This window comes from Nocardiopsis sp. NPDC049922, assembly GCF_040660275.1.
In the GTDB taxonomy this organism is placed as follows: Bacteria; Actinomycetota; Actinomycetes; order Streptosporangiales; family Streptosporangiaceae; genus Nocardiopsis.
The window spans coordinates 1-26,071 of the sequence record NZ_JBFAME010000025.1 but is presented as its reverse complement, the minus strand read 5'-3'; the positions used below and the strand labels follow the sequence as shown (position 1 = coordinate 26,071).

The window sequence follows — 26,071 nt, the reverse complement described above, 5'->3', positions numbered from 1 at the left end:
GGCAGAGTATGACCAAGGAGACGGACCGGGCGTTCCCCGTCGCCGTCATCGGGATGGCGGGCCGGTTCCCCGGTGCCGAGGACCTGTCCCGGTACTGGGACAACGTGTGCCAGGGCGTCAGCGGGATCTCGACCGTTGAGCCGGACGATCCGGCGCCGAACCACGTGGGGGCCAGCGGGCGGCTGACGGGCGTCGACGAGTTCGACGCCGGGTTCTTCGGTATGACGCCCATGGACGCCCGGCTCACCGATCCCCAGCACCGGCTTTTCCTGGAGACCTGCTACCACGCGCTGGAGGACGCGGGTTACCCCGCCGAGCCTCCGGACCAGCGGATCGGGGTGTTCGCGGGTAGCGGCATGAACCTCTACCCCCAGCGCTCCTACCTGCTCACCCAGCTGCGGGGAGGAGAATCCGACGATCCTGTCTCCGGGCTGCGGACAGCCATCGGCAACCAGCCGGACTTCCTCAGCACCCGGGTCTCCTTCCGGCTCGGACTGACCGGACCGGCCGTCGGGGTGCAGACCGCCTGTTCCACGTCGCTGGTCGCACTCCACCTGGCGACCCAGGCGCTCGCCCAGGGCGACGCCGACATGGCCCTGGTGGGCGCCTCGGCGCTCCACGTGCCGCAGGAGGACGGCTACCGGTACACGGAGGGGTCCATCCTGTCCGAGACCGGGGTGTGCAGACCGTTCAGCGCCGAGGCCGACGGGACCGTGGGCGGCAGCGGGGTGGCCGCCATCGTGGTCAAGCCGCTGGACGCGGCGATCGCCGATCGCGACCCGATCCACGCCGTGGTGCTGGGAACCGCTGTCAACAACGACGGCGCCGCGAAGGTCGGCTACACCGCGCCCAGTGTCACCGGGCAGGCCCGGGTGGTCCGGGACGCCCTGGACAGGGCGGCCGTGCGCCCGGAGAGCATCGGCTACGTCGAGGCCCACGGCACGGGGACCGCCCTGGGCGACCCGATCGAGGTCCGGGGGCTGACCCAGGCCTTCCGGTCGGGCACCGACCACACCGGATATTGCTACCTGGGCTCGGTCAAGGCCAACATCGGCCACCTGGACAGCTGCGCGGGTATGGCGGGTCTGATCAAGGCCGTCCTCATGGTCAGGCACGGGGTGATCCCCGGCCAGATCAATCTGGGCGAGGTCAACCCCGCCCTGCGGTTGGAGGAGACCCCGTTCCGGATCACCGAGAAGACCGTGCCCTGGCCGGTGTCCAAGGGGCCGCGCCGCGCCGGTGTGTGCTCCCTGGGCGTGGGCGGAACCAACGCCCACGTGGTCGTGGAGGAGCCTCCGACCGTCGCCGCGCGGTCCACCGAGCCCGGTCCCGGTGTGCTGCCCCTGTCCGCGCACACCCCCGACGCGCTGGCCGAGCTCGCCGGACGGTACCGTGACCGGCTGCGGGGCGGCGCAGAGCCTGGTGCGTTGTTCGCCGCCGCGGTGAGCAACGCCAGACCCATGCGCCACCGGGTGGCCGTCACCGGCGGTTCCGCCGACGAACTCGCCGACGCCCTGAACGGGATCGCCACCGGGGAGGGGGACGGCGACAGGTGGATCCGCCCCGCCACGGGCGAGGGGGAGGCGGCCGGTGGCGGCCGCCCGGTCTTCCTCTACCCGGGCCAGGGTCCGCACGCTCCTGGTATGGCACGTTCCCTCTACCGGGACCATCCACGTTTCCGGGCCGTGCTGGACGAGTGCGACGCGCTCCACGAGGAGACGTGGGGGGGCGGGCTCAGATCCGTGCTGGTGGACGGTGAGGGCCCCCGGACCTGGCCCACGGATGTCTTGCAACCGGCGCTGTTCACGTACCAGGCGGCGTTGACGGAGCTCTGGCGGGAGCTGGGTGTGGAGGCCTCCCACGTGGTCGGCCACAGCGCAGGGGAGTACGCCGCGCTCTGGGCCGCGGGTGCGTTCTCCCTGGAGGACGGGCTCCACCTGTCGGCCGTACGCGGTCGTCTCATGCGGGAGTTGACCACGGAGGGCGCGATGATCGCCGTCTTCGCGGACTCCGCCGTGGTGGCGGAGGTTGTGGCGGAACACCCCGGTGTGGAGGTGTCGGTGGTCAACGGCGCCGCCCACCACGTGCTGGGCGGCCCCGTCCGGGAGATCGATGGGGTGGAACAGGACCTGGAGCGGCGCGGCGTCCACGCCCGGCGCCTGACCTCGGACCGGGCCTTCCACACCGCGTTGATGGATCCGGTGCTGGACCTGTTCGACGACCACGCCCAGGACGTGAGCCCGGCACCGCTGACCCTTCCCTTCTCCAGCAACCTCGGCGGGCGGGGGTTGGGGGTCGGCGTCGTGCTCGACAGCGACTACCTGCGCCGCCAGATCCGGGAGACGGCCCGTTTCGACCTCGCCCTGGGAGACGCACGGGACGGTGGGCACTGGGTGTTCCTGGAGATCGGCCCGGGGGCGATCCTGACCGGGATCGGCCGCAGGGAGGCCCCGGAGTCCGTCTTCGTGTCCTCGCACGCGCCGGAGGTCTCCCCGGAGCAGGACGTGCGTGAGGCCCTCGCCCGCCTGCACACGGCGGGGGTGGGCGTGCGGTGGGACGCCCTCGTGCCCGCGGGCACCGTACGCGACCGGATGCCCCCCTACCCGTTCCGACGCGACCGGCACTGGGCCGACCCTCCGGCGGACGCCCCGGTACAGGAGGGGGCGCCCGCCGACCCGCTCCAGGAACCCACGGCACAGACCGACGAACCGACGGCCACAGGGATGGACATGACAAGGGACGAACCAAGCGCGGCGGATGTGCTCCTGGAGCACGTCATCGACGTGGTGCTGGAGCGTGCCGCCCACCATTTCGGGATGGCGAAGGACCAGATCGCGGTGGAGGACGCCTTCATCGACCTGGGGGCCGACTCCCTCGGCATGGTCAACATGCTGCGCGACGTCGAGCAGGCGTTCTCGGTCCGCGTATCCATGCGTGAACTGTTCGAGGCCGCGGACAGCACCCGGCGACTCGCCGAGGTGGTCATCGAACGGTTGGACCCTGAGCGGGCGGACCGGCTGGTGGCGGACCAGAGTCCCGAACCGGAACCCGCCGAGGCGGCCGCACCCGCACCCGCGCGCACCGAGCCCGCGCCCGCCGGTTCGGCGGTGCCCGCACCCGTCGAGACGGTCCCGGCCACGCCCATCGTCGACCCCGCTCCGCCGGTCCCGCCCGTGTCCTCGACCGCATCAGCGGCACCGGCCGCGCCCGCAGCACCGGCGACCGGGGTCGAGCGTCTCATTGACCAGCAGTTGAGCGTCATGCGGCAACTCTCCGGGGTGATGGCCAACCAGATCGCTCTTGTCCAGGGCACCGGAGCCGCCCCCGCCGCGCAGGACACCCCGGGCACGGCGCCGGGAAGCTCCGCTCCGAAGGCGGCCCCGGCCTCCGCGGCGGCGCCCGACACCACCGCGAACAGCGCCAACGGAGCCGACGAAGCGAACGGCGCGAACCCGGCGACGAAGGCCCCCGGCGCGGCGACGTCGGGCGAACCGCGAGTCCACGGTCCCCGGGTGTCGGTGGCACTCGGCTCGGGGATGGTGACCAGGGAGTCCTCTCCGGAGCGCCAACGCCACCTCGAAGACCTCGTCCGCCGGTACGAGACGGCCACCCGCACGTCGAAGGACATCGCGCAACGCCACCGTGCGGCGCTGGCGGACAGCAGGTCGGTCGTGGGCTTCCGCAGCGCGACCAAGGAGATGCTCTACCCGCTGGCCGCCAGGAAGGCACGGGGCTCCTGGGTCGAGGACGTCGACGGCAACCGCTACGTCGACATCACCATGGGTTTCGGCATCCTCCTTTTCGGCCACGAGCCCGAGTTCGTCACCGACGCGGTCCGCAAGCACCTGGAGGGCGGCCTGCGCATCGGTCCGAGGAACGAGGAGACCGGTGAGGCCGCCGAACTCCTGACCCGGATCACCGGGACCGACCGTGCGGCGTTCGCGACCTCGGGAACCGAGGCCAACTCCGCCGCCATCCGCCTGGCCAGGGCCTACACCGGCAGGCACAAGGTCGTGATGTTCGAGGGCTCCTACCACGGTCACATCGACTCCGTGCTGGCCCGCAGCGTCCCGGACGGGGACGGGCTCCGCACGATCCCGGTCTCCAACGGCATCCCGGACAGCGCCGTCAGCGAGGTGATCGTGCTGGAGTACGGCGCGCCGGAGAGCCTCCGGACCATCGACCGCCTCGGCCCGGAGATCGCCGCGGTCGTGGTCGAGCCGGTCCAGAGCCGCCGTCCCTCCCTCCAACCCGGCGAGTTCGTCCGCGAGCTTCGCGAGGTGACCCGGCGGCACGGCAGCGTGCTCCTCTTCGACGAGATGCTCACCGGCTTCCGCCCGCACCTGCGCGGAGCGCGCGGCTTCTTCGGGGTCGAGCCGGACCTGGCCACCTACGGTAAGGCCCTCGGCGGCGGCTTCCCGATCGGCGCCATCGCGGGCCGAGCCGACATCATGGACGGCGTCGACGGCGGATACTGGCGCTACGGGGACGACAGCTTTCCCCCGTCGGAGACCACCTTCTTCGGCGGCACCTACACGCAGCACCCGCTCGCGATGTCGGCGGCCCGAGCCGTGCTCAGCCACTTGGAGCTCCACAGCCCCGAACTCCAGGACCGGCTCAACGCGCGCACCCAGGGACTGGCGGAGACGCTGAACGCCTTCTTCGAGGAGGAGGAGCACCCCGTCCGGGTCGCGCACTTCGGTTCCCAGTTCCGGTTCGAGTACCGGGGGAACATGGAGCTGTTCTTCCACCACCTGCTGCTCAACGGCGTGTACGTGTGGGAGTGGCGCAACTTCTTCCTGTCCACCGCGCACACCGACGAGGACATCGACCACATCGTCCGCGCGGTGCGCACGTCGATGCACGAGATGCGCCGGGGCGGGCTGTTCCCATCCGAACGCCGCACCCTGGCCGTGGGGACGGAACCCGCCGGACGGCGGACCCCGCTGAAGGCCCCGGCGGCGGACTCCCGGGAGACCACGGCCCCGGTCCCGACCACACCGGTCGAGGTTCCCCGGAAGCGCACCACCACCCCCGACTTCAGCATCTACTTCTTCGGCGACTACCCCGAGGACGTGTCGCGGGACGACGCCTACCGGATGATCCAGGAGTGCGCCCGGTTCGGCGACGAGCACGGTTTCCACGCGGTCTGGCTGCCGGAGCGGCACTTCCACTCGTTCGGCGGCATCTTCCCCAACCCGTCTGTCCTGGCCGCCTCACTGGCCACACAGACCACCCGCATCCGGCTGAACTCGGGGAGCGTGGTGCTGCCGCTGCACAACCCGATCCGAGTGGCCGAGGAGTGGTCCCTGGTCGACAACCTGTCGGGGGGACGTGTGGGGCTGGGCTGCGCCAGCGGGTGGCACGCCAACGACTTCGTCTTCTTCCCGGAGCGCTATGGCCGCCACAAGGAGATGATGTACGAGCAGATCGATACGGTCCGGCACCTGTGGCGGGGCGGTAAGGTCCCCGGCCGGTCGGGGACCGGCGATCGAGTCGAGGTCGGACTCCACCCCCGCCCGGTCCAGAACGAGCTCCCGATGTCCGTGGCCATCGTCGGCAACCCGGACAGCTACCGGGCGGCGGCCCGGCACGGTCTCGACGTCGTGACCAACCTCATGGGGCAGTCGATCGAGCAGCTTGCTGAGAACGTCGCCCTGTACCGGACCACGCGGGCCGAGCACGGGCACGACCCCTACGGCGGACGGGTCACCGTGCTGGCGCACACCTACCTGGGCCGCGACGTGGAGCAGGCCAGGGCCGCCGCGCGCGACCCGTTCTGCCGCTACCTCCGCTCCTCCCTGTCCCTGTTCGGGCAGACGACGAACAGCCTCGGGTTCTCCATCGACCTGGAGAACACCCCGGAGGAGGACGTCGACTTCATGCTCGACATGGCCTTCGAGCGCTACTGCGAGAGCCGTGCCCTCATCGGAACCCCGGACAGCTGCGCCCCCGTGGTGGACGCGCTGCTGGAGGCCGGAGCGGACGAGATCGCGGCTTTCGTCGACTTCGGCCTTCCTCCCGAGGCGGTGCTGGACGGGCTGACCGAACTGGACCGGGTTCGAGAGCGCTACCAGGGGGGCGAGCGCACGGCATCCGCCGACGCCGAGCTGCTCGCGCTGCCCGGCGGGCCGCCGGTGACGGAGGTGGCCCCGCTGTCATTCGCCCAGCAGCGGATCTGGTTCCTGGAGAGGCTCCTGCCCGGGCGCTCCACGTACATGGAGGTCAACGCGATCGACCTGCGAGGCCGGGTCGACGTGCCCGGCCTGCGGGCCGCGCTCCGGTATGTGGTCGACCGGCATCCGGCGTTGCGGACTGTGTTCCCGGACGTGGACGGCGAACCCCGACAGGTGGTCCTGGGCCACGTGGACGTGGAGTGCGTGCTGTCCGAGCACGTCGGCGCCGACGCCGAGCGGACCGTGCGGGAGGGGGTCGCCGAGGAGGGGCGGCGCCACTTCGACCTGGAGAACGGGCCGCTCCTGCGGGCGCGCGTCCTGCGACTGGCCGAGGACCACCACGTCCTGGTGCTGTCGATGCACCACATCATCGTCGACAGCATCTCCGCCCTGGTGCTGACCAAGGAGATCTCTGAGGTCTACCGGGCCGGGGCCGAGTCCCGCGCCGTGGATCTTCCGGACCCGCGCACGACCTACACCCGGTTCGCCCGGGAGCAGCGCTCGGCCGTCGAGCGGGGTTCGACGGACCGAAGCCTCAGGTACTGGGAGGAGCGGCTCGCCGGTCCGCTCCCCGAACTCCGCCTCCCCCTAGACCGGCCGCGCCCGGAGTCGCCGATTGCACGGGGCCGGTCCCTGTTCCACCTGCTCCCGGGGGATCTGTCGGAACGTGTACGGGCGCTGTCGCGCACTCGGCGGGCGACGCTGTTCATGACGCTCGTGGCGGGCTTGGGGACCGTCCTCCAGCGGTTCAGCGGGCAGGACGACATCCTGGTGGGCACCCCGGTCTCCGGGCGGCCCGAGGGGACCGAGGAGCTGGTCGGCTTCTTTGCCAACACGCTCGCGCTGCGGCTCGACCTCTCCGGGGACCCCGCCTTCACCGAAATGCTTGACAAAGTGAAGGGCACCCTGTTGGACGCCTACGAGCACGACGACGCGCCGTTCGAGGAGGTGGTGCGGCGGGTCAACCCGGACCGTGCCCCCGGCCGGAGCCCGATCTTCCAGGTGATGGTGGAGTTCGAGAACGAGGCGATCTTCGAGCTCGACCTGCCCGACGTCGAGGCCCGGCTGCTCGGGGTGGGGGTCGATAAGGCGCCGTTCGATCTCACCCTGTACCTGGCGAACCTGCCCGAGGGCATCCAGTGCCAGCTGGAGTACAACGCCGACGTCTTCGACGAGTCCACCGCCCGGCGGATCATCGACTACCTGGAGGGCGTCCTCCGCGCCGCGGTCGAGGCCCCCGAGGAACGGCTGTCCCGGCTGACGGGGGTCAGCGAACGGGACCGGAGCCTCCTCCTCGACTGGGAGCGGGACGACGAGGCCCCGTCGGAGTGCCTGCACCAGCTCGTGGAGCGCCGGGTCGAGGCGGACCCGGACGGGATCGCCGTGGTCGACGCGGGCCGTGACGGCGGTGGAGGCGGTGGCATGAGCTACTGGGAACTCAACGCGACCGCCAACCGCCTGGCCCGGCGGTTGCGCGCGGCTGGGGTCGGGCCCGACGACCGCGTCGGTGTCCGCCTCCCGCGGTCCCCGGAACTCGTCGCCGCCCTCCTCGCCGTGGCCAAGGCGGGAGGGGCCTACGTGCCCCTGGACCTCCTCCAGGGCGAGGAACGGCTCGCGTTCATGCTCGCCGACAGCGGCGCCCGCGTCCTCCTCACCGACGCGGATGGCGCGGAGGTGGCCCCCGAGGGGCTGACAGTCGTGCGCGTCGACGGGGCCGGGGACGACGCGGGAGACGCGAGCGGGGACCTCGACTGTGTGACCACCCCCGACAACCTACTGTACTGCCTGTACACCTCCGGCTCGACCGGGCGGCCCAAGGGTGTGGAGATGCCGCACCGGGGCCTGGTCAACCTGGTGGACTGGTACACGAGGAACCACGCTCCGGCGCGCACCCTCCAGTTCGCCTCCTGCGGCTTCGACGTGGCCAGCCAGGAGATCTTCACGACGCTCGCCTCCGGCGAGACCCTGGTCCTGGTCAGCGAGGAACAGCGGTTCGACCCGCCGTCACTGGCGCGGGTGGTCCGGACGCACCGGGTAGAGCGGGTCATCATGCCGTTCACCCCCCTCCGCTACCTGGTGGAGGCCCTGTCTGCGGAAGGACCGGTCCCCTCCCTGCGCGAGGTGGTCAACACCGCCGAGCGCTTGACCGTCACCGAGCCGCTGCGCCGCTTCCTGGCGGACAACCCCGACTGCGCGCTGTACAACGAGTACGGACCGACGGAGACGCACTTCGTCACCTCCCACCGCGTGGTGGACCTCGACGACCGCGTGCCGCCCGTCGGCCGCCCGGTCGCGGGGACGACCATCCGTGTCCTGGACTCGGCCGGGCAGCCGGTGCCGGTCGGGGCGGTCGGCATGATCCACGTGTCCGGGAACGGGGTGGCGCGCGGTTACCGTGGCCGCCCGGAGGAGACCGCGCGTGTGTTCGGCGACGACCCCTTCGCGCCCGGTTCGGGGCGCCGGATGTACCGCACCGGGGACCTGGGCCGGTGGCGGGGCGACGGGACACTCGAATACCTGGGGCGCGATGACGGTCAGGTGAAGATCCGCGGCTGGCGGGTCGAGCCCGGGGAGGTCGAGCACGTGCTCAACTCCCTGGAGGGTGTCCGGCAGGCCGTGGTCGTGGCCCGCGACGACGAGGGGGCGCAGACCTACCTCGCCGCGTACGTCCTCCTCGCCGACGGGGGTGCCGATCGGCCCGCCGCCGAGAAACGCGTGGCCGCGTTGGCACGGGAAAGGCTCCCTCACTACATGGTCCCCCGAGCCTGGGTGTTCCCGTCCTCACTGCCGACCAACGTCAACGGCAAGGTGGACCGCGACGCGCTGCCCGCGCCCGCGCCCACGGCCGGGCCCGTCTCCGGGGCCAGGGCTGGGTCTGGGCCCGTGTCCGACGACGAGGGGACCGGATCGGCCCCGCGCGGACACGCTGAACGGATCAGGAAGATCTGGGAGAGCCACCTGGGCGCCACTGACATCGGGTTGGACCGCTCGTTCTTCGAGGTCGGGGGCCACTCACTCCAGGCCGTCGGCCTGCTGAACCGGGTGCGCGACGAGTTGGGCGTGGCGATCACCCTCACCGAGTTCTTCCGGGCTCCGACCGTCCGCGGCATGGCTGAGTCGGCGAGCCGCCTCTCCGGCGCGCCCCAGGACGACTTCCGCCCGTCCCACCGAACCCAGGGGGTGCTGTGAACCTCGACGAACTCCTGCTGTACCTGCGCGAGGAGGACGTTCGGCTCTCCCGCAGGGACGGGCGGCTGGCCTTCGACGCCCCCGACGGCGCGATCACCGACACGGTGCTGGCCGCGCTGCGCGATCACAAGGACACGCTGCTGGACGGGCTCGTCGCCGGGCCTCCCCCGCCGGAGGCCAGCGGCCCGGCGACGTGGATGCAGCGCCACCTCGCCAACCTCCACGACCGGACCGACAACCCGGCGACCTGGAACGTCTCCTACTGCCTGGACCTGTCGGGCTCGCTCGACACCAGTGCGCTGGACCGGGCGGTGAGTCTCTTGGTGGAACGGCATGACCTGCTCCGTACCTGTTTTCGCGGGTACGCGGGCAGCCTCGTCCAGGAGGTCCGCCCGGCCGCACCGATCCGCCTCGATACGGTCGACCTGCGCCCCTCCGACGAGGAGCGGGCTTCGGAGGAGCGTGTCGGGGAGTGGTGTCAGGAGGCCGCGGAGGAGGCGTTCCAGGTCGAGGGCGGACCGCTCATCCGCATGCCGCTGGCACGGGTGGGAGCCCAGGAGTGGGTGCTCATGCTGGTCCAGCACCACATGATCACCGACGCTGTCGCCGTCGGCATCCTGTTCCGTGAACTCGCCGCGCTGTACACGGACGCGGTGCACGGGCGCGAGCCGACCCTCCCCCCGATCCGTACCCGGCTCATCGACTACGCGCGATGGCAGCGGGGGCAGTTGGAGGGGGAACGCGGGGAACGGTTGATGGAGTACTGGCGCGAGCAGTTCGCCGACGCCGACCTCACCCTCGCGCTGCCCGGTGACCGCCCACGGCCCGACCACCTCTCCGGAGCGGGGACGGTGGTCTCGACCACGATCCCCCCGCACCTCGCCGAGCGGCTGGAGGAGTACGCGAGGTCGCGGCGGGTGACGCTCTACACGGTGCTGCTCACGGCGTTCGGCAGGCTGCTCACGGATCTGAGCGCGCAGAAGGAGGTCGTGGTCGTCGGGAACTCCGCCAACCGCGACCGGACCGAGTTCGAGTCCCTGGTGGGGATGCTCGTGACCTCGCTTCCGTTGCGGCTGCGCTTCGACTCCGCCGACACGGTCGAGGACGCCGTGCGCTCGGTGGGCCGGACCGTCCTCGGCGCCCTCGACCACCAGACGATGCCCTTCCCTCTCGTGCGGGATCGGCTCCGGTTCCAGGATCTGCCCGGTGGTGACCGGTTCCCCTACGTCTGGTTCGGGTTCAACCAGCCGGCTCCCAGGGACCTGGGGATGCCGGGGCTGCGCGCCTCGGTGGAGGAGGTGCTCATCTCTGGAGCCCGCGCCGACTTCGGTGTGGTCGTGGTGCCCGAGCAGGGGCTCCAGCTCTGCTGGGAGCTGTCCACCGACTTCCTCACCGCTGAGACGGCGGAGAGGTGGGCGCGTCGCTACCGGAACCTGCTGGAACGACTGCTCGAGGAGCCGACGCTGGAGGTGGCCGAATGGCGCTGACCGACACCGCCTGGCTGCACTCCGTGGGCGACCCTCCTGACAGCCGGCTCCAGCTCGTCTGCCTGCCGTACGCGGGAAGTCTGGTGCCACCCTTCCTTGACTGGGCGCCCCACCTGCCGCCGCGGGTGGCGATGCTGTCCGCGCAGCTCCCCGGTCGGGGGCCCTCGCATGGTACGCCCGAACCGAAGTCGATCCCCGAGATGGCCGAAGCCCTCGTGGACCCGTTGCTGGAATGCCTGCGGGGGCCGTTCGCGCTCTTCGGCCACAGCATGGGGGCGCTGATCTCCTTCGAGCTGGCCCGGGCGCTCGAGGACCTGGGGGCGCCCCTGCGCCGCCTGTTCGTCTCCAGCTACCGTGCGCCGCAGCTGCCCATGGGGCGCCGGCAGTTACACCTGGCGCCCGACACGGAACTGGTGGGGCACCTGGACGTCCTCTCGGACGGCTCGCTGCGGGACTCTCGGGACGTGGCCGAGTACCTCCTCCCAATCCTGCGGAGGGACCTGCGCTTGTGCGAGACCTACGAGTTCACTGGGGGAACTCCCCTGAGGACGCCCATCACGGCGTTCCACGGTGTCGAGGACCCGCTGTTCTCCAACGCCGAGGTCCAGAGATGGTGTGAGCTGACGGAGGCCGAGTTCGCGTTCTTCGAATTCCCCGGCGGCCACTTCCACGTGAAGGAGTCGAAGCGGGAGGTGCTGGCGCACGTCCTCCGGGAGGCGGACTCGGTTCGGTGAGGTCGACGCGGGCCTGTTGGAGTCCAGGGAGTGAGGACGGGAGCATCGTGCACATCGTTGGCGTCGGTGGGTCGGTCAGAGCGGGTTCAAGTACGGAACAACTGGTCGGAACGGTGCTGGCGGCGGTCGAAGAGAGGAGTGGAGCGCGCACACGGTTGTTCGGTGGCCCCGAGCTCGCGGAGTTCACCCCTTATGATCCGAGGGCGCCGCTCGCGCCCGGGGCGAAGGCGTTCGTCGAGGCCGTCCGGGAGGCCGACGCCGTGGTCATCGGTTCCCCCGCCTACCACGGTTCGGTGTCGGGGCTGGTGAAGAACGCGCTGGACCATCTGGAGGAGCTGCGCGACGATGTCCGCCCCTACCTGGACGGTCGCCCCGTCGGATTAGTCACGACCGCCCACGGCTGGCAGGCCGCCGTCAACACGCTCACCGCTTTGCGCGGTATCACCCACTCCCTGCGTGGGTGGCCCACACCACTGGGGATCGCCGCCAACGTGGCCGTGAGCGGTCCGGAACACTTCGCCTCCCCTCCCCTGCACAACCGGGTGATCGAACTGGGACGGCAGCTCACGGCCTTCCCCGGCGGGCGGTCGATCGAGGTGTCCCGGTGAGGGCGCGGAAGACCTCTGAGGAACCGGTCACGGTAACGAGAAAAGGATGTCCGTCATGGAGTTGAAGTCAGCACGGGAGATCGACCGCATGCGTGTCACGGGGGAGTTCATCGCCCAGGTCCTGACCGAACTCGGTGATCTCGCGGACGTCGGTGTCAACCTCCTCGACCTGGAGCACCACGCACGGGAGATGATCCGCCGGCGTGGAGCGGAGTCCTGCTACTGGGACTACACCCCGTCGTTCGGAAAGGGGCCGTTCCGCAACGTCGTGTGCCTGTCCGTCAACGACGCGGTCCTGCACGGGCTCCCCCATGACTACAAGCTTCGCGACGGGGACATGCTCAGCATGGATATGGCGGTCGGGATCGACGGTTGGGTGGCGGATTCGGCCCGGACCGTCATCTTCGGCACCGCGGCCGAAGAGGACCTGCGGATCATCCGTGCCACCGAGGCGGCGCTGGACGCCGCCATCGAGGCAGCGCGTCCGGGAAACCGCCTGGGTGACATCTCGGCCGCGATCGGCGCGGTGGCGGCTGACTACGGTTATCCCGTCAACACGGAGTTCGGCGGCCACGGTCTCGGTCGGACCATGCACGAGGAGCCCTACGTACCCAACAAGGGGCGCGCGGGCCGCGGGCTCAAACTGAAGGCGGGCATGACCCTGGCCATCGAACCCTGGTTCGCCCGGACGACTGACCGGGTCGTGTTCGACCCGGATGGCTGGACGATCCGCTCAGCCGACGGTTCACGGGGCGCCCATTCCGAGCACACGGTCGCCGTCACCGCGGACGCCTGCCTCGTCCTCACCGAGCGCGTCCTGACCCGCGCTGGAGAACACGCAGCCTGTCAAGGGTGTGAGAGCCCTGGGCGGCTGATGGGTGTGCCACGTGGGAGTGCCGGTCAGGGGCGGTATCCGGGTAGGCCGCATGTGATCTGGCGTCGGGTGGGCGCGCAGGACATCTTCAGCCCCGGCCCGCCCTGAGCAGGCCACGACACACGGTGTCCCCTCCTGGAGCCACGGGAGGGGCACGGGCCTACAGAGGCAGCGTGTAACCGCCCGCGAGCCGCTGCATGTCGGTCATGAACGAGCTCCACACCCCTCTGACCTGCGCGATGCCGAGCAGGACCATCATGGCGCCACCGATGCGGGACACGAAGTCTCCCCGCCGCCGGGTCCAGCTCACCGCGCGAATGACCTTCGACAGGCCGAGGGTCACCAGGAGGAAGGGCAGCCCCAGGCCGAGGATGATCGTGAGGATCCCAAGGACGCGGATCATGGTGTCTTCGTACTCCAGCAGCAGCCCGCCCAGGCCGCCGAACAGCGCGCCATAGGCAGCGAAGAGCCCGGAGAAGCCCGCGACGAACAGCACCGTGCCGATGACCGCGCGGCTGCGCAGCACGCCGCCCCTCCGTCCGTCCTGCCCCTCGGCACCCGACATCCCGGCGATGTAGGACAGGTAGCCGGGCACCAGCGGCAGACAGCACGGAGAGGCGAAGGTGATCGCCCCGGCGACGAGAGCGAGGAGGGCGGCGAAGGACAGCGGACCGCTCGTGACGATCTGTGCGATGTTCATCGTGTCGAGGGTTCCTTCGTGGGGGTGGTTCTGGTGCGGGGCGGGGGTCTCGGCGGCACGCCTAAGCGCCTTAGGTATGCTAGGCCGTGGTCGAGTGAAGGCTCACCCGGCCCCGGAAACACACACTCACCTGCACGGAAGCCCCTTTCTTCCGTTCCGGGTGCCTGGTGCGCCCCCTCTCTTTCACCTCCACCGCACGGGAGTCCACATGCCCGTGGCGCGCCGGATCCGCCTCGCCTTGCAGGCCGCTGCGCTGACCGTTTCGTCCCGGTGCGGCAGCTGTCACGCGAGGGACGCGCTCAACCGGTTCATCCGGCACGAGGCCAACGGCGGTGGCCGGTTCCACGTGGGTGGGCCCGTCCGGTGTCACGGTCGGGCGCACCGGCTCACCCGTGGCCAGCAGCCCCGGCAGGGGCGCAGCAGCCAGAGCTTGACGCCGGGGCGCGATTGACAACACACCACCGCCCCTAACTGAACGACATTGGCGCTAGGCGGTCGTGGTGCCCACCTCGAAACCTGCCGCGAGGTGGACGAACGGCTCTCCTTTGTAGAGGTGGACCAGGACGAGCAGGGCCTGCTGTGCCGGGCCCAGGCGCCGCCATCAGGTGACATTCAGCAGTGAGTGGCCGGATGAGGCCATCTTGTTCAGCGGTGTACGACTGGCCTACGCCGACCTGGGTGAGGACTACTTCCTCCAACGGCCGGGCAGGACCAGGCAGAGCCAACGGGGAATGGGAGAGGGCCCCGTTCCCCGCGCGGTGGTTGGCTGAAGAGACCCGTCAGAGGAGGCCGGTCGACCGCATCGCCTCAGTGAAGGTCTGTTCGGCGGTCTCGCTGGCCTTCTCCGCTCCGTCGGCGAGAGTTTTCTCCAGGTACGTTTCGTCGGATCGGATCTCGTGATACCGGTCCTGGATGGCGGTGACCCGTTCGATCGTCACCTCGGCCACCTCCTTCTTCAGTTCGCCGTATCGCCGCCCCTCGAACCGGCGCAGTGCCTCGTCGCGGTCGATACCCGAAAGCGCGCCGAACAGCGTCAGCAGGTTGTCAACCCCCGGGCTCAGCGCGTCCGGGCGGACCTCGGAGCCTGAATCGGTGACAGCGCGCATGACCGCCTTGCGGATCTTGGCGGGTGGGTCGAGCAGGGCGATGGCGTGTCCGTCACGGGTTTGGGCCGTGCTCTTGCTCATCTTGACGGTGGGGTCGTCCAGCCCCATGATCCGGGCACCGCTGGTGCGGATCATCGGTTCGGGCATCCGGAACACTTCGCCGAACAGGTGGTTGAACCGCTGGGCGATGTCCCGGGCGATCTCGATGTGCTGGCGTTGGTCGTCGCCGACTGGGACATAGGTGGCCTGGTACAGCAGGATGTCGGCCGCCATCAGCGCGGGATAGGTGAACAGGCCCGCGCTGGGTGTGGCGTTCTGGGACTTGGATTTGTACTGCGTCATGCGCTCCAGCCAGCCGATGGGGGTCACACAGTCGAAGATCCAACCGAGGGTGGCGTGTGCCGGTACCCTTGACTGCTGGAACAGAACAGACTTTTCGGGGTCGAGTCCACAGGCCAGGTAGAGGGCGACGATCTGCTTGATGTGTTCACGCAGATCGTTGGCCTTGATGTTCTCGGGGACGGTCAGCGCGTGCAGGTCGGCGATGAAGAAGTAGTTCTCGTGTTTGTCCTGTTCCTGGGCCCATACACTCAACGCCCCGATGTAGTTTCCTATGGTCAGCTTCCCGGTCGCCGTGATGCCGGAGAGGACACGCGGTTTGCCCGGTGGAGTGTTGGAGGGCATGGGGTTCCAATCTACAGAGCCTCGGCGATGTCTGTAGCAGATCCTACTTCGGTGAAGTGTTTCAGAGGATCGTATCCCGTGCTGGTGTAGACGCCGGAACCGTGAACCACGACATCCTCACGGGAAGTGTCAATGAGGCCACGGTCAATGGCGTTGAGGGTTCCTGTGAGTGCCATGACCAGGGACCATTCCCGTAGTTCACCGGGATCGGCAGGGAGAGAGCACCCGGTGTGAGCGAGAAGGTCTCGCAGCTCCGTATAGCGATCTTGGCATTCGGCCCGGGAGACAACGATGCCGTCCCCACCGAAACGGCGGATCAGGTCGTTCATGGTAGGGGAGGTGGGTGGACGGCGGGTGTAGAACGTCGGGTCGAGGATCTCGTCCGGATCGGCGGTCACCTGAGGAAAGCGCGCGTCGGTGGTCTGGTGGTAGAGCCCCTCCTTCAACTCGTAAGCTGGAATATTGGCGCTGTCGAAGTTCCCGTGGGTGAGGTTCAGGACCATGTCGGGGGCGCCCAGGTGCTGGACGAGCAGACTCGCCGGGCGGGTATTCGGGGTGGCCAGCCCCTCTCGCTCCAGGGCGGCCCGGCCCTGGTGGTATCCGAGAAGTCCGAATGCGCTGGACACGGCGTGGGCGTGGATTCGGCCGGCTCCGATGCCAGGTGCCACCTGGTGCTCGAAGAAGGCCCGCGCGGTGTCGGCCACCAGGTAGTTGCCGAGTTCGAGGGAGTACCACAGCCGGGTGCCCAGTCGCCGACGGGGCGCGACGGCGTGGCGATCGACGAACTCCCTGCCGATCGTCTTGACGTTCTCGGCCCGCTGGCCGGTGTAGAGCAGCAGCGGGTTGAGCGCCCTCAGTTCAGGATCCTCGGAGAGTCGGCTGGCGCGCAGCTTGGGCAGGCAGGTGTGCGGCGCGAGGATGACCACGCGCAGTTGTTCAGGCTCGACTAGGCCCGCCTCGATCGCGCCCAGTACCGCGTCCCGCAGCGCCGTGCCCTTGTTCGCTGAGGTCGGGGAGAAGATCGTGATGCCCTCACCGTGGCGGCGGATGTACTCCACGGCGCGCGCGACCATCAATAGAGAGGCGAAGGTCTTGGTGGTTCCCGTCCCGGGGTTGCCAGTGAGGTCCATCAGGTGTAGGCGGTGCTCTCCATAGTCGGCGAGCCGGTGCCACTGGGCGGTCGCCACTGAGAAGAAGCGCTGGACGTCGTCATCCGGCTCGGGCAGGTGGAAGCCGGGAGAGAACTTCGCGTCATCGTTGAGCACGGGATCCACGCGGGGGACGATGGCGGGGATCGTGGCTCTCACCCGGTCGTAGAAATCGAGTAGGAGGTTGGCGGAGGCATCGGGCTCAGTGGTGTTGGGGACGGTGGCGGTCATGCTTGCTCCTAGTTGTCGTACACAGGACTCGGCGGAAGGACTCACGGGGACTTTTCGCGGAGACGGTCCCGGAGCTGATGCATGTGTCTGATGACGTCGTCCAGGTCGTCCACGGAGAATCCGTCGGCCAGCTCCGCCGGAAGGTCGCCGGGTGAGACCCGGGTGAAGACGACACGTCCGTCCGTGACGGTGACGCCGTCGTGGACGGAGACGCGCTCGTTGAATGCCACCGCCTTGGCCAGGGACATCCCCTTCGGCAGGCGTAGCTCGACCCGTGCGGGACCCGCAGGAGTGGGAGGGATCACCGTGACCGGATAGCCGCCGGGCAGACCGAGGGGGCCAGGGAGGTTGCTCTCCACTGGGTGGTCGGCGGCCAGGTCAGCGATGACGAGTGCGGCGGCGTGGCCGGTGACGTGGTTGAGCTCGGCCCGGGAGGTCGCCCGTTGGGGGGCCAACAGGCCGCCCACGTCTGTGAGGGGGACGCCGTCAGCCCAGATCAGGGCCTCCTCGACGCCCGCTGCGGGAGGATGGAGGTGCAGATGGTGGGCCAGTATGTGCAGGCGTCCCGGCTCGGGGATTCCTAGGGCGGCCTGAGCGCTGGTGGTGATCAGGTGGCTGTTGCCGATGCCGCAGATTGGTGCCGTTCCCAGGCGCGCCAGTACCGGGTTGACCGCGTCGGGCAGGCATCCGTTGATCAGCCATGCCGACGAGTGCTCCGCGGCCAGGAACCGGCTGGCTTCGAGCACGAATTGCGCTTGGAGGGGGAGGGTCAGGCCGTAACCTGCTCGTTCCACCAGGGCGGTCCACGCCGAGGGGGCGGTGCGGCGTTCCCAGGGTGACTGGGGAGAGGCCGCCACCACCACGCCATCGGGACGTGTTTGGTCGAGGGTCCGGGCAAGCGCGCCGTTCACGGCGAGGTCGACGGTCAGGGGCTGGAACGTCACCTCGGTGCCGATCGCCCGCGCGGCACCGATGTAGGAGATTTCGGCGGTCCTGCGTCCGTCTCGACCGAGGACAAGTACGTGGAGAGGGTGGGGACTGGCGGCGAGGGCATAGCAGATGGCGCTGGCCAGTCCTCCCGTGCCGACGACAGCGACCGTGGCTTTAGGGGGCAAAGGGGTTTCTCCCTTGTCGCTGATCACACGGACACGCAGGATTCACGTAGTTGGTTCAGGTACTTCAACCCGTTCAGTACGTCGGCGGTCGGTAGCCCGAAGTCGATCAGGCAGGCCAGTTCGTCCACACCGATCCCACTCAGCCGTTCGACGACCCCCCGTCCCTTCTCCAGACCGCCAAGCAGACCGCTCTCCTCGAAGTAGCGGTCGAAGGAGCGTTGGACGAGGAAGTCGATGTCGCTCTGGCGCAGGGCCGACGGGTCGATCTTCTGGGCGTCGACGCTGCGCGACCCCACCAGGAGGTTGATCGAGCTGCGCAGGTACTCGGTCAGCGGGCCGCGGACCATCTCCTTGATCTCGTTCTCTTGGTCGCCCAGGAAGGTGTGGACCATCAGCGCCACGTGCCCCCGGCCACCACCGGTTGCCTTGCGGTACTCCGCCCGGTACTCCTCGATCTTGTGGGAGAGGTCGTCCATCTCCTGGCCCAGTAGATGGGTGAGCAGTCCGGCTCCGGCCCGTCCCGCGCTGCGGAACGTTTCGATGTTCCCCCCACTGGTGATCCAGACGGGGAGCTCGGGCTGGACCGGAGGTGGGAAGATTCGCACGCGAGTGGGGTCGCCGGCACCATCGACGATCTCCAGGTCCTCGCCTCGCCACAGACGGCGAACCTGGTCCGTGTACTCGAAGAGCAACTCGTGTCGCCGTGCGTAGTTCTCCGGGGTGAAAGTGAAGTCGAGGGCGCTCCAACCGGACGCGAAGGAGACCCCGACCCTACCGTTGGAGAGGTTGTCGACCACGGACCACTCCTCGGCGATCCTGGCCGGCTGGTGGGTCGGGGCGACGACGCTGCCCGCCCGGATCCCGATGTTCGTGGTGACGGCGGCGACGGCTGAGCCGGTGACGGCCGGGTTCGGGTAGAGACCTCCGAATTGGTGGAAGTGGCGTTCCGGTGTCCACACTGCGCAGAAACCGTTGATGTCGGCGAAACGTGCGCCCTCAAGAAGTAGTTCGTAGCGGTTGCATTTACTCTCCGTACTGTCGGCGGAGAAATAGAAAAGACTGAAGTCCATGTGGCCTCGTTCCTTGTGTACGCGCCGCTGGGTATCGGTGGGCGGTGGGAAGCCTTGGCGGATTTTTCCTGATGGTGCAACGCCTGTCAAGGTCGTTGGTAGAAATTGGAAGTCTTTGGCTCATGGAGCTGTGGGCTGAGCAGCGTGCACGATGTCCGGTTTGTCCTTTTTGATGCCTGTGTTGCTCGTGTGTTTGCCGGCTGGGCGCTTCAACGTTGAAGTCTTCTCGCCGCCTCTGTCAAAGGGGGGTGTTTTCCCTGTTCATGCGGGCTTTGATGGCGTGATGGTGCTTGCTTTGCGGTTGCCTGCTCCAGCCTTTGACGTTGTTGACCGTGGGTACTATGTGGACTACGAAATGTGTGGTGATTTAGGTCACATGTGTCCTGGCCTGCGTGTGTCTGACTCGTTGGTTAAAACACTTGACTGTCTGAACTGGGGCTCGCAAGAATCCCTCATGTCTGCGTTCGTGTGAGTATGCTGGTGTTTTGGTATTGCTGTGTTCCGCAGTTCCGAAGAAATACCTCGTGTCGGCTGCTGATCATGGTTGCTTCGTGTGCGTGACCCCCATGTCGAAGTGGCGCGTGGATGAGAGGTTGAGCACTGGTGGCTCAATTTCCGTGGATTTTCATTTTCTGAAGGTGGTCGACAGAGTCGGGGGTCGGGTGTGCGCCGCGTGAGATTCGATACGAGGAGCATGGGGTCGGCCCTCGCCCGTCACATGGACGTGGCGCGGGTCGCCGTCGAGACCTCACCGGACTCCGAGGACGCCCACGATATGGTGGCGTTCGTCGTTCCCTCCGAGCGCGTGCTCCAGAGGGTCCGCCGATCGACCAGGGAGCGCCGCCTCGGCGAATGGCGGATGGTCTACGGCTCGGTCTACGAAGATCAGACGGATCCCATGGGGTTCGGGGAGAACTTCGCGGAATGGACGAGCAGCTACGACAGGCGGCCCATCGACCGCGTCCAGATGGAGGAGTGGCGTTCCCGGACGGTCGACACCATCCTGTCGCTCCGACCCCGGAAGGTTTTGGAGATAGGAGCGGGCTCTGGACTGATCCTGTCCAGGGTGGCGCCGCGCTGCGAGAGTTACTGGGCGACTGACCTGAGCGAGGAAGCCGTGCGCATCCTCGCCGGGGCAGTGGGGCGCGATCCCGGCCTCACTGACGTCGTCGAGGTCCGGCACCAACCCGCACACGACTTCGAGGGGCTGCCCACCGGCCTCTTCGACACCGTCGTGCTCAACTCGGTCGTTCAGTACTTCCCTGATTCCGACTATCTCCTCGATGTCCTCGAGGGGGTCCTCACCGCTCTGGCACCCGGTGGAACCATCCTGCTCGGCGATATCCGGAACAGGCGGTCGCTGCGCTGTTTGTACACGGCGGCGGAGCTCCAAGGCGCCGACGGAGGTACACCGGTGGAGCGGATACGGGAGGGTGCCGAGGAACGGTTGCTCAGGGAACGGGAACTGCTGCTGGAACCGGGGTTCTTCGCGAGCTTACCCCGGGTTCTTGACACCGTCTCCGCGGTCGATGTCCGCCTCAAACGCGGAGAGCACCACAACGAACTCACCCGCCACCGGTATGACGTTCTGTTGTACACACGCCCGGTCGAAGGGCTGCCCCTGGACGGCGCGGTCCGTCTGGACTGGGGGTCACGGATCAGGGATGAGAGGACTCTCACGGCGTACCTGACAGAGCATCGTCCCTCCGTGCTGCGTCTCGACGGGGTCCCCGACGCCAGGCTCGCGGGTGAACTCGGGGCCCTGCGCGCACTTGAAGAGGGACGCCCGTTGACGTCCGTCATCGACACCTTGCACGGCGAAGCCCCTACCGGAGCCCTGGACCCGGAGACCTGCCATGAGGTTGGCGCGCACTTCGGCTACGAGGTGCGCGCGACGTGCTCGGTCAGGGAGGAGGGGTGCTTCGATGTGGTGCTGGTCTCCGATGTCCCGAGCGAGACTCCCCTCACGCTGTGTCCTCCAGCCACCACCGCTGCGACTCGGGGAGGAGACACGACCCTTCTGAACGGCGAGAGCGTCACGGCCTTTGAAAAGGCACTACGGGCCCACCTGGCACGGGTTTTCGAAAACATCCCCCTACCCAAAACCAAGTTCGTGATCACCGAGGAGTTGCCCTGTGACCGAAACTGACGCCAACGATGAAGAAGCCGTCTACCGCGTGGTCATGAACCACGAGCGGCAGTACAGCATCTGGCCCGTTCACCGACGACTCGCGCCGGGCTGGACCGATCAGGGATTCCAGGGAACCAAGCCAGAGTGCCTGGAACGCATCAGTGAGCTCTGGACCGATATGCGCCCCTGGTCCCTGCGGCAGCAGTTGGACGCCTGAGACGGGAGCTAGCCTTGGCCGAAGTACAGGACATCGGATTCCGTGAGCGAAGTTTCGCGGGCGCACTGTCCGAGATCTCCTTCGCTTATGAGAACGTCCCCTTCTACGGCGATCACCTCAGGGCTGCGGGTCTTCGCCCCGAAGACGTGCGAACGCCCGAGGACCTGCGCCGTGTTCCGCCGACACGAAAGGTGGACTACCGGCGCAACTTCCCCTCGGGCGTGCTGGTGAAGGGCAAGACCCTCGCCGAGCCGCTGACCCTCAAGAGCCAGAGTTCGGGGACAGGCGGTGAACGGCTCACCACCATCTCCCACACATACGCTCTGGCTGACCGCATGCGGGCGACGCTCTCCGCCAACGAGGTCCTGGGAGAGGCGTTGGCGCGCTGCCGATCGCAGCGCCCGGCCCGCTACGCGGCTCCGAACTGCTCAGACGTCGAGTGCGCCACCCCGTACACAACCATGGCTGACCGTACGCTCGCGGACGGAACGCTCGTACTCCCAGTCGCCCACGACGTGCTCGCGACCCCCGACCGGATGGTGCGGCAGGCCATCGACGAGGTTAAGGAGTTCCGGCCACACTGGTTCTACGCTGACGCCACGCACCTGGCGTTCCTGGTCCGCCAACTGAGTGAGCGCGGGGAGGAGCCTCCACCCGTCACCGCCATCGCCCTGACCTACACCCTGGCCACCGGTGTGGCGCGGCGCCAACTCCTGGAGTTCTTCGGCCCCGGCGTGCCGATGGCCGAGATCGTGTCAATGACCGAGTTGGGTTGGGTGGCGATTGAATGTCCTGCTCGGCGTATGCACGTCAACAATGTGAAGTTCCACACCGAGTTCCTGGTCGGCTCACGGCCCGCTCTCCCGGGGGAACGGGCGGAACTCGTCGTCACCAGCATCGGTGACCGGCTGTCGCCTCATCTGAGGTATCGAACCGGGGACATCTACACGGTTGAGGCCGGCCCCTGTGCCTGCGGGAGTGACCTTCCCCTGGCCAGGCACGAGGGACGGTACACCACCATGATCAAGGTGGTCAGGGACGGCGAGACTGTCTGGGTCAGCCCCCGGGACGTGGACGACGCCGTCGGCGACGACCTGCCGATCGACGTCTACCAGTTGCACCAACGCGGCAACGGTGACCTGGAGTTTCGCTACATCCCGAGCCGGGCGGCAAAGGTGGACGAGGACGATCTGAGGGAGCGGCTGGCGAATCTGTTCGGTGCCGGTTACACGCTCACGCTCGAGGCGGTGGCGTACATTCCGGCGGCTCGCTCCGGCAAGTTCGCCTCCTGCACGTCGGAGGTCCCAGATGACGCACACGAGGTGAGCCATGCTCAGTGACCTTGCCAAACGCTGTCGGAGTGACTTCCCCCTGCTGAGGAACTCGATCGACGGGCACCGCATCGTCTACCTCGACAGCGCTGCCACGAGTCTGAAGCCCCGTCAGGTGATCGACGAGATGAGCAGGTACTACTCCGAGGTCGGGGCGAACATCCACCGAGGCAAGCACTTCCTGTCGGAGCAGGCCTCCGACGACTACGAGGAGACCAGGACACGGGTAGCCCAGTTCACCGGTTTCCTCGGCAACGAGGTCGTCTTCACCGCCAACACCACGGCCTCGATCAACATGGTCGCGTCCGGTCTCGGGCTGACCCGGGAAGACGTTGTTCTCGTCCCGTTCGACGCCCACCACTCCGCCTTGCTCCCATGGCGGCGCGTCGCCGATGTCCGCCTCATCCCCGTGGACGAGTCCGGCGTGGTCGATCTCGACGGGTACGTCGACTTGCTGCGTACCCGTCCCACCGTGGTGATGCTGACCCACTGCTCGAACGTCTCCGGGGTGTACGCACCCGTCGACCGGATGGCCGAGATGGCCAAGGAAGCCGGGGCGATCACCGTCGGCGACGCGGCCCAGTCCGCCGGGCACCGGCGGATTCGCAGCGAACATCTCGACTTCCTGGCCTTCTCCGCACACAAGATGCTTGGCCCGACGGGGGTCGGCGTCCTGTGCGGACGGCACGACCTCCTCCAGAGGCTCGCCCCGCCGTTTCTCGGCGGTGGTGTCGTCGACTGGGTGGACACCGAGCGCTACGACCTTCGTAAGGTTCCGCACACGCTGGAGGCGGGGACTCCGCCGATCGCCGGAGTCTACGGTTTGGACGCGGCCATCGACTATCTGTCCAAGATCGGTTTCGACGAGCTCACCGAGCACGACCGGAACCTGGGCCGGGCCATGGTCGACGAGGTGCTAGTCCGGCCCCACTTGCGCATGCTCGGTCCGGCGGATCACGCCGACCAGGCGGCGATTGTCAGCTTCGCGGTCGATGGCGTCCACAACCTCAAGGAGATCGCGAAGATCCTCAGCGACTCGTACGGCGTGCTGTGCAGGACGGGTCACATGTGCGCCCAGCCGTTCGTCGACCGCTTCACCGACGACGAGGTGTTGCGGGTATCCGGTTACCTCTACAACGACAGGGATGACATCGACGTGCTGTTCTCTGCTTTGGACTCGGTGCTCGACTTCGTGCGGAGCCGACGATGAGCGGCGGTCGGCCGAACTCGGTCGTGGAACTGCTTCGGAAGACCATCCGGGCGGTGCCGGAACGGACCGCGGTCGTCTCCCCTCACGGCCTGATCAGCTACCGGGAACTCGGTCGTCGTGCCGAGGCCGTGGCCGCCCGGCTGCGCGTCCACGGGGTGGGCGTCGGGCAGCCGGTCGGGGTCCTGGCGAGCCCCTCGCTCGAGGGCGTCGTCGGTCTCGTCGGTACCGTGATGGCCGGGGCCGCCTACGTCCCGTTGTGCCCGTCACTGCCAACCGATCGCCTGCGGGCGATCACCGAGGACTCCGGCGCGACGGTGGTGCTTCGGAGCGGCGCCGCGGTCGAGCACGCCGCGCTGGGGGCGACCGTGCTCCCTATCACGGAGGCCAGGGCCGAAGCCGACGGTGAAGGGGTGTCGATCCCGGCCGAGTCACCCGTCTCGGTGATCTACACCTCGGGATCCACCGGCGCCCCCAAAGGCGTGGTCGTCCCGCACCGCGCGTTGGTCAACCGTGTCCTGTGGGGGCAGGAGGTCTACCCGTTGGCCCCCCACGACCGAGTACTGCAGCACACACGCTATATCTACGACTTCTCCGCGTGGGAGGTCTTCGCGCCCCTGTCCTTCGGAGCCACCCTCGTCGCTCCGGAACTCGCGAACTATCCGGACTTCAACGGACTCGTCGAGGCCGTCAGGCGGTTCGAGGTGACCACCGCGCACTTCGTCCCCTCCGTCCTGTCGGGCGTGGTCGACAGGGAGACGTTCTCTCACTGCGACACGCTCTCCCTGGTGTTCTCCGGAGGGGAGGTCTTGTCCTGGGACCTGGCACGACGTCTACGGGAGCGGTCGGACGCCACCTTGTTCAACCAGTACGGGCCGACCGAGACCTGCATCGACTCGACGTTCCACAGGTACGAGGGGGACGACGAATCCGTCGGGAACTCAGTGCCCATCGGGGGCGCGGCCGACGACACCCGGCTCCACGTGCTCGACGAGCGGCTCGACCCGGTTCCGGACGGGGTCGAGGGCGAACTCTGCATCGCCGGTCCCGGACTGGCGCTCGGCTACCTCGGTAGGCCCGACCTCACCGCGGAGCGGTTCCTCCCCGATCCGTTCGGCCCGCCCGGCGAGCGCATGTACCGAACCGGAGACCTCGTCGTACGGGACAGACACGGACGGCTGGAGTTCCGGGGCCGCGCTGACCTCCAGGTGAACCTGCGAGGTGTGCGGGTCGAACTCGAGGAGGTGGAGAGCGTGCTGGCCTCGGACACCGACGTTGACCGCGCCGTCGCCCTGGTCACCGATGACGATAGCCCGGCACTCGTCGCGATGGTCTTCGCCACCGACGGCAGCGTGGTCGAAACGGCGAAGGTGAGAGAGGGGGTCAGGCGGTGCCTGCCCGCCGCCTGTGTTCCCGACCGGGTGTTCCTCGGCGAGAGGCCGCCGCTTCTACCCAACGGCAAGATCGATCGGGCGGCAGTCCGAGAACTCGTGCGCCGGGAACTCCAGACAGAAAAGGCTCCGCGGACCGGATCCGCGCAACCCGAGCACGACGGAGTCGAGTCGTTCGTCGTGGGCCTGTGGCGGGAGTATCTCGGGGTCGATGAGATCGGCGTGGACGAGAGTTTCTTCGAACTCGGCGGTCACTCCCTGCTGGCCGTCGAGATGACCAGCACGGTCGGCGAGCGACTCGGGGCCGAGGTGCCCCTGGCGGAGTTCTTCGAGAACCCAACCGTGGCGACGGTGGTCCGACTGTTGGCCCCGGCAACACGAGAGGAGTCCTGACCATGTCCCAGGATCGTGATGCTCTCTTCCTGCGTCTCCTGCGTGATCGAGGACTCGATCGGCCGAGTGACGCGCCGATGAAGAGGTTGGGCAGGCGGGAGGGCCCGCTTTCCCTTACCCAGGAACGGATGTGGTTCCTGGAGCAACTCCAACCCGGCCAGCCCACCTATCACATGCCGCTCGCCTTCCGGTTGGGGGGTTTTCTGGATGTTGAGGCGTTGCGTGGGGCGCTGGGGGATGTGGTGGCGCGGCATGAGGTGTTGCGTTCGGTGTTTCCGT

At 68.3% G+C, this 26,071-nt stretch carries 16 protein-coding genes and 1 pseudogene; 11 read left to right on the top strand and 6 right to left on the bottom strand.

From position 1 onward, the window contains the following. Positions 1-8: 8 nt before the first annotated feature. The 5 genes from AB0I72_RS26485 to map are packed head-to-tail and all read left to right on the top strand — an operon-like array spanning position 9 to position 13,176. A complete protein-coding gene (locus AB0I72_RS26485; RefSeq protein WP_358573366.1) occupies positions 9-9,365 on the top strand; it encodes a MupA/Atu3671 family FMN-dependent luciferase-like monooxygenase in 9,357 nt (3,118 codons plus the stop codon). After that, entirely contained in the window at positions 9,362-10,852 is a 1,491-nt protein-coding gene (locus AB0I72_RS26480) for a condensation domain-containing protein (protein ID WP_358573364.1), read from the top strand. Before AB0I72_RS26485 ends, AB0I72_RS26480 begins: the two co-directional genes overlap by 4 nt. Then, complete coding sequence (locus AB0I72_RS26475) at positions 10,843-11,586, top strand: alpha/beta fold hydrolase (protein WP_358573362.1); 744 nt, start codon at positions 10,843-10,845, stop codon at positions 11,584-11,586. The genes AB0I72_RS26480 and AB0I72_RS26475 overlap by 10 nt, the downstream gene beginning before the upstream one ends. Continuing rightward, positions 11,583-12,194 carry an NADPH-dependent FMN reductase gene (locus AB0I72_RS26470; protein ID WP_358573360.1) on the top strand — a complete coding sequence of 204 codons (612 nt, stop codon included), beginning with the start codon at positions 11,583-11,585 and terminating at the stop codon, positions 12,192-12,194. Before AB0I72_RS26475 ends, AB0I72_RS26470 begins: the two co-directional genes overlap by 4 nt. 55 nt (positions 12,195-12,249) lie before the next feature. After that, entirely contained in the window at positions 12,250-13,176 is a 927-nt protein-coding gene (gene map, locus AB0I72_RS26465) for a type I methionyl aminopeptidase (protein WP_358573358.1), read from the top strand. Positions 13,177-13,228: 52 nt separating this feature from the next. On the opposite strand, the gene AB0I72_RS26460 is transcribed toward map, so the two are convergent. From AB0I72_RS26460 to AB0I72_RS26435, 6 genes and pseudogenes are all read right to left on the bottom strand, one after another. Continuing rightward, positions 13,229-13,768, bottom strand: a complete 540-nt coding sequence (locus AB0I72_RS26460; RefSeq protein WP_358573356.1) for a cytochrome c biogenesis protein CcdA — start codon at positions 13,766-13,768, stop codon at positions 13,229-13,231. A 490-nt stretch (positions 13,769-14,258) separates the two neighbouring features. Further along, positions 14,259-14,375 (bottom strand): annotated as a pseudogene (locus AB0I72_RS26455) (transposase family protein); the annotation flags it as partial. Between the two features lie 172 nt (positions 14,376-14,547). Further along, on the bottom strand, positions 14,548-15,558 hold the full coding sequence (gene trpS, locus AB0I72_RS26450) for a tryptophan--tRNA ligase (protein WP_358573354.1): 1,011 nt from the start codon (positions 15,556-15,558) through the stop codon (positions 14,548-14,550). An 11-nt stretch (positions 15,559-15,569) separates the two neighbouring features. Further along, positions 15,570-16,937 carry a DUF6002 family protein gene (locus tag AB0I72_RS26445; protein WP_358573352.1) on the bottom strand — a complete coding sequence of 456 codons (1,368 nt, stop codon included), beginning with the start codon at positions 16,935-16,937 and terminating at the stop codon, positions 15,570-15,572. Positions 16,938-16,978: 41 nt separating this feature from the next. Next, positions 16,979-18,052 carry a hypothetical protein gene (locus tag AB0I72_RS26440; protein WP_358573350.1) on the bottom strand — a complete coding sequence of 358 codons (1,074 nt, stop codon included), beginning with the start codon at positions 18,050-18,052 and terminating at the stop codon, positions 16,979-16,981. Between the two features lie 23 nt (positions 18,053-18,075). Then, positions 18,076-19,122: a MupA/Atu3671 family FMN-dependent luciferase-like monooxygenase gene (locus AB0I72_RS26435; RefSeq protein WP_358573348.1), complete on the bottom strand. Its 1,047-nt coding sequence runs from the start codon at positions 19,120-19,122 to the stop codon at positions 18,076-18,078. Between the two features lie 673 nt (positions 19,123-19,795). On the opposite strand from AB0I72_RS26435, the gene AB0I72_RS26430 reads away from it, so the two are divergent. The 6 genes from AB0I72_RS26430 to AB0I72_RS26405 all read left to right on the top strand — a co-directional run. After that, a complete protein-coding gene (locus AB0I72_RS26430) occupies positions 19,796-21,271 on the top strand; it encodes a class I SAM-dependent methyltransferase (RefSeq protein ID WP_358573346.1) in 1,476 nt (491 codons plus the stop codon). Beyond that, positions 21,258-21,470 carry an MbtH family protein gene (locus AB0I72_RS26425; protein ID WP_358573344.1) on the top strand — a complete coding sequence of 71 codons (213 nt, stop codon included), beginning with the start codon at positions 21,258-21,260 and terminating at the stop codon, positions 21,468-21,470. The genes AB0I72_RS26430 and AB0I72_RS26425 overlap by 14 nt, the downstream gene beginning before the upstream one ends. 14 nt (positions 21,471-21,484) lie before the next feature. After that, positions 21,485-22,810, top strand: coding sequence for a hypothetical protein (locus tag AB0I72_RS26420; protein WP_358573342.1), 1,326 nt, complete (start codon positions 21,485-21,487; stop codon positions 22,808-22,810). Then, positions 22,800-24,011, top strand: coding sequence for an aminotransferase class V-fold PLP-dependent enzyme (locus tag AB0I72_RS26415; RefSeq protein WP_358573340.1), 1,212 nt, complete (start codon positions 22,800-22,802; stop codon positions 24,009-24,011). Before AB0I72_RS26420 ends, AB0I72_RS26415 begins: the two co-directional genes overlap by 11 nt. Continuing rightward, positions 24,008-25,792, top strand: coding sequence for a non-ribosomal peptide synthetase (locus AB0I72_RS26410; RefSeq protein WP_358573338.1), 1,785 nt, complete (start codon positions 24,008-24,010; stop codon positions 25,790-25,792). The genes AB0I72_RS26415 and AB0I72_RS26410 overlap by 4 nt, the downstream gene beginning before the upstream one ends. Positions 25,793-25,794: 2 nt before the next feature. After that, on the top strand, positions 25,795-26,071 hold a 277-nt coding region (locus tag AB0I72_RS26405), incomplete at its 3' end, for a condensation domain-containing protein (protein WP_358573336.1).

Bases quoted from the DNA above. Each gene is read 5' to 3' on its own strand.
- AB0I72_RS26485 (WP_358573366.1), top strand. From the start codon at position 9: ATGACCAAGGAGACGGACCGGGCGTTCCCCGTCGCCGTCATCGGGATG.
- AB0I72_RS26475 (WP_358573362.1), top strand. From the start codon at position 10,843: ATGGCGCTGACCGACACCGCCTGGCTGCACTCCGTGGGCGACCCTCCT.
- map (WP_358573358.1), top strand. From the start codon at position 12,250: ATGGAGTTGAAGTCAGCACGGGAGATCGACCGCATGCGTGTCACGGGG.
- AB0I72_RS26460 (WP_358573356.1), bottom strand. From the start codon at position 13,768: ATGAACATCGCACAGATCGTCACGAGCGGTCCGCTGTCCTTCGCCGCC.
- trpS (WP_358573354.1), bottom strand. From the start codon at position 15,558: ATGCCCTCCAACACTCCACCGGGCAAACCGCGTGTCCTCTCCGGCATC.
- AB0I72_RS26445 (WP_358573352.1), bottom strand. From the start codon at position 16,937: ATGACCGCCACCGTCCCCAACACCACTGAGCCCGATGCCTCCGCCAAC.
- AB0I72_RS26435 (WP_358573348.1), bottom strand. From the start codon at position 19,122: ATGGACTTCAGTCTTTTCTATTTCTCCGCCGACAGTACGGAGAGTAAA.
- AB0I72_RS26415 (WP_358573340.1), top strand. From the start codon at position 22,800: ATGCTCAGTGACCTTGCCAAACGCTGTCGGAGTGACTTCCCCCTGCTG.
- AB0I72_RS26410 (WP_358573338.1), top strand. From the start codon at position 24,008: ATGAGCGGCGGTCGGCCGAACTCGGTCGTGGAACTGCTTCGGAAGACC.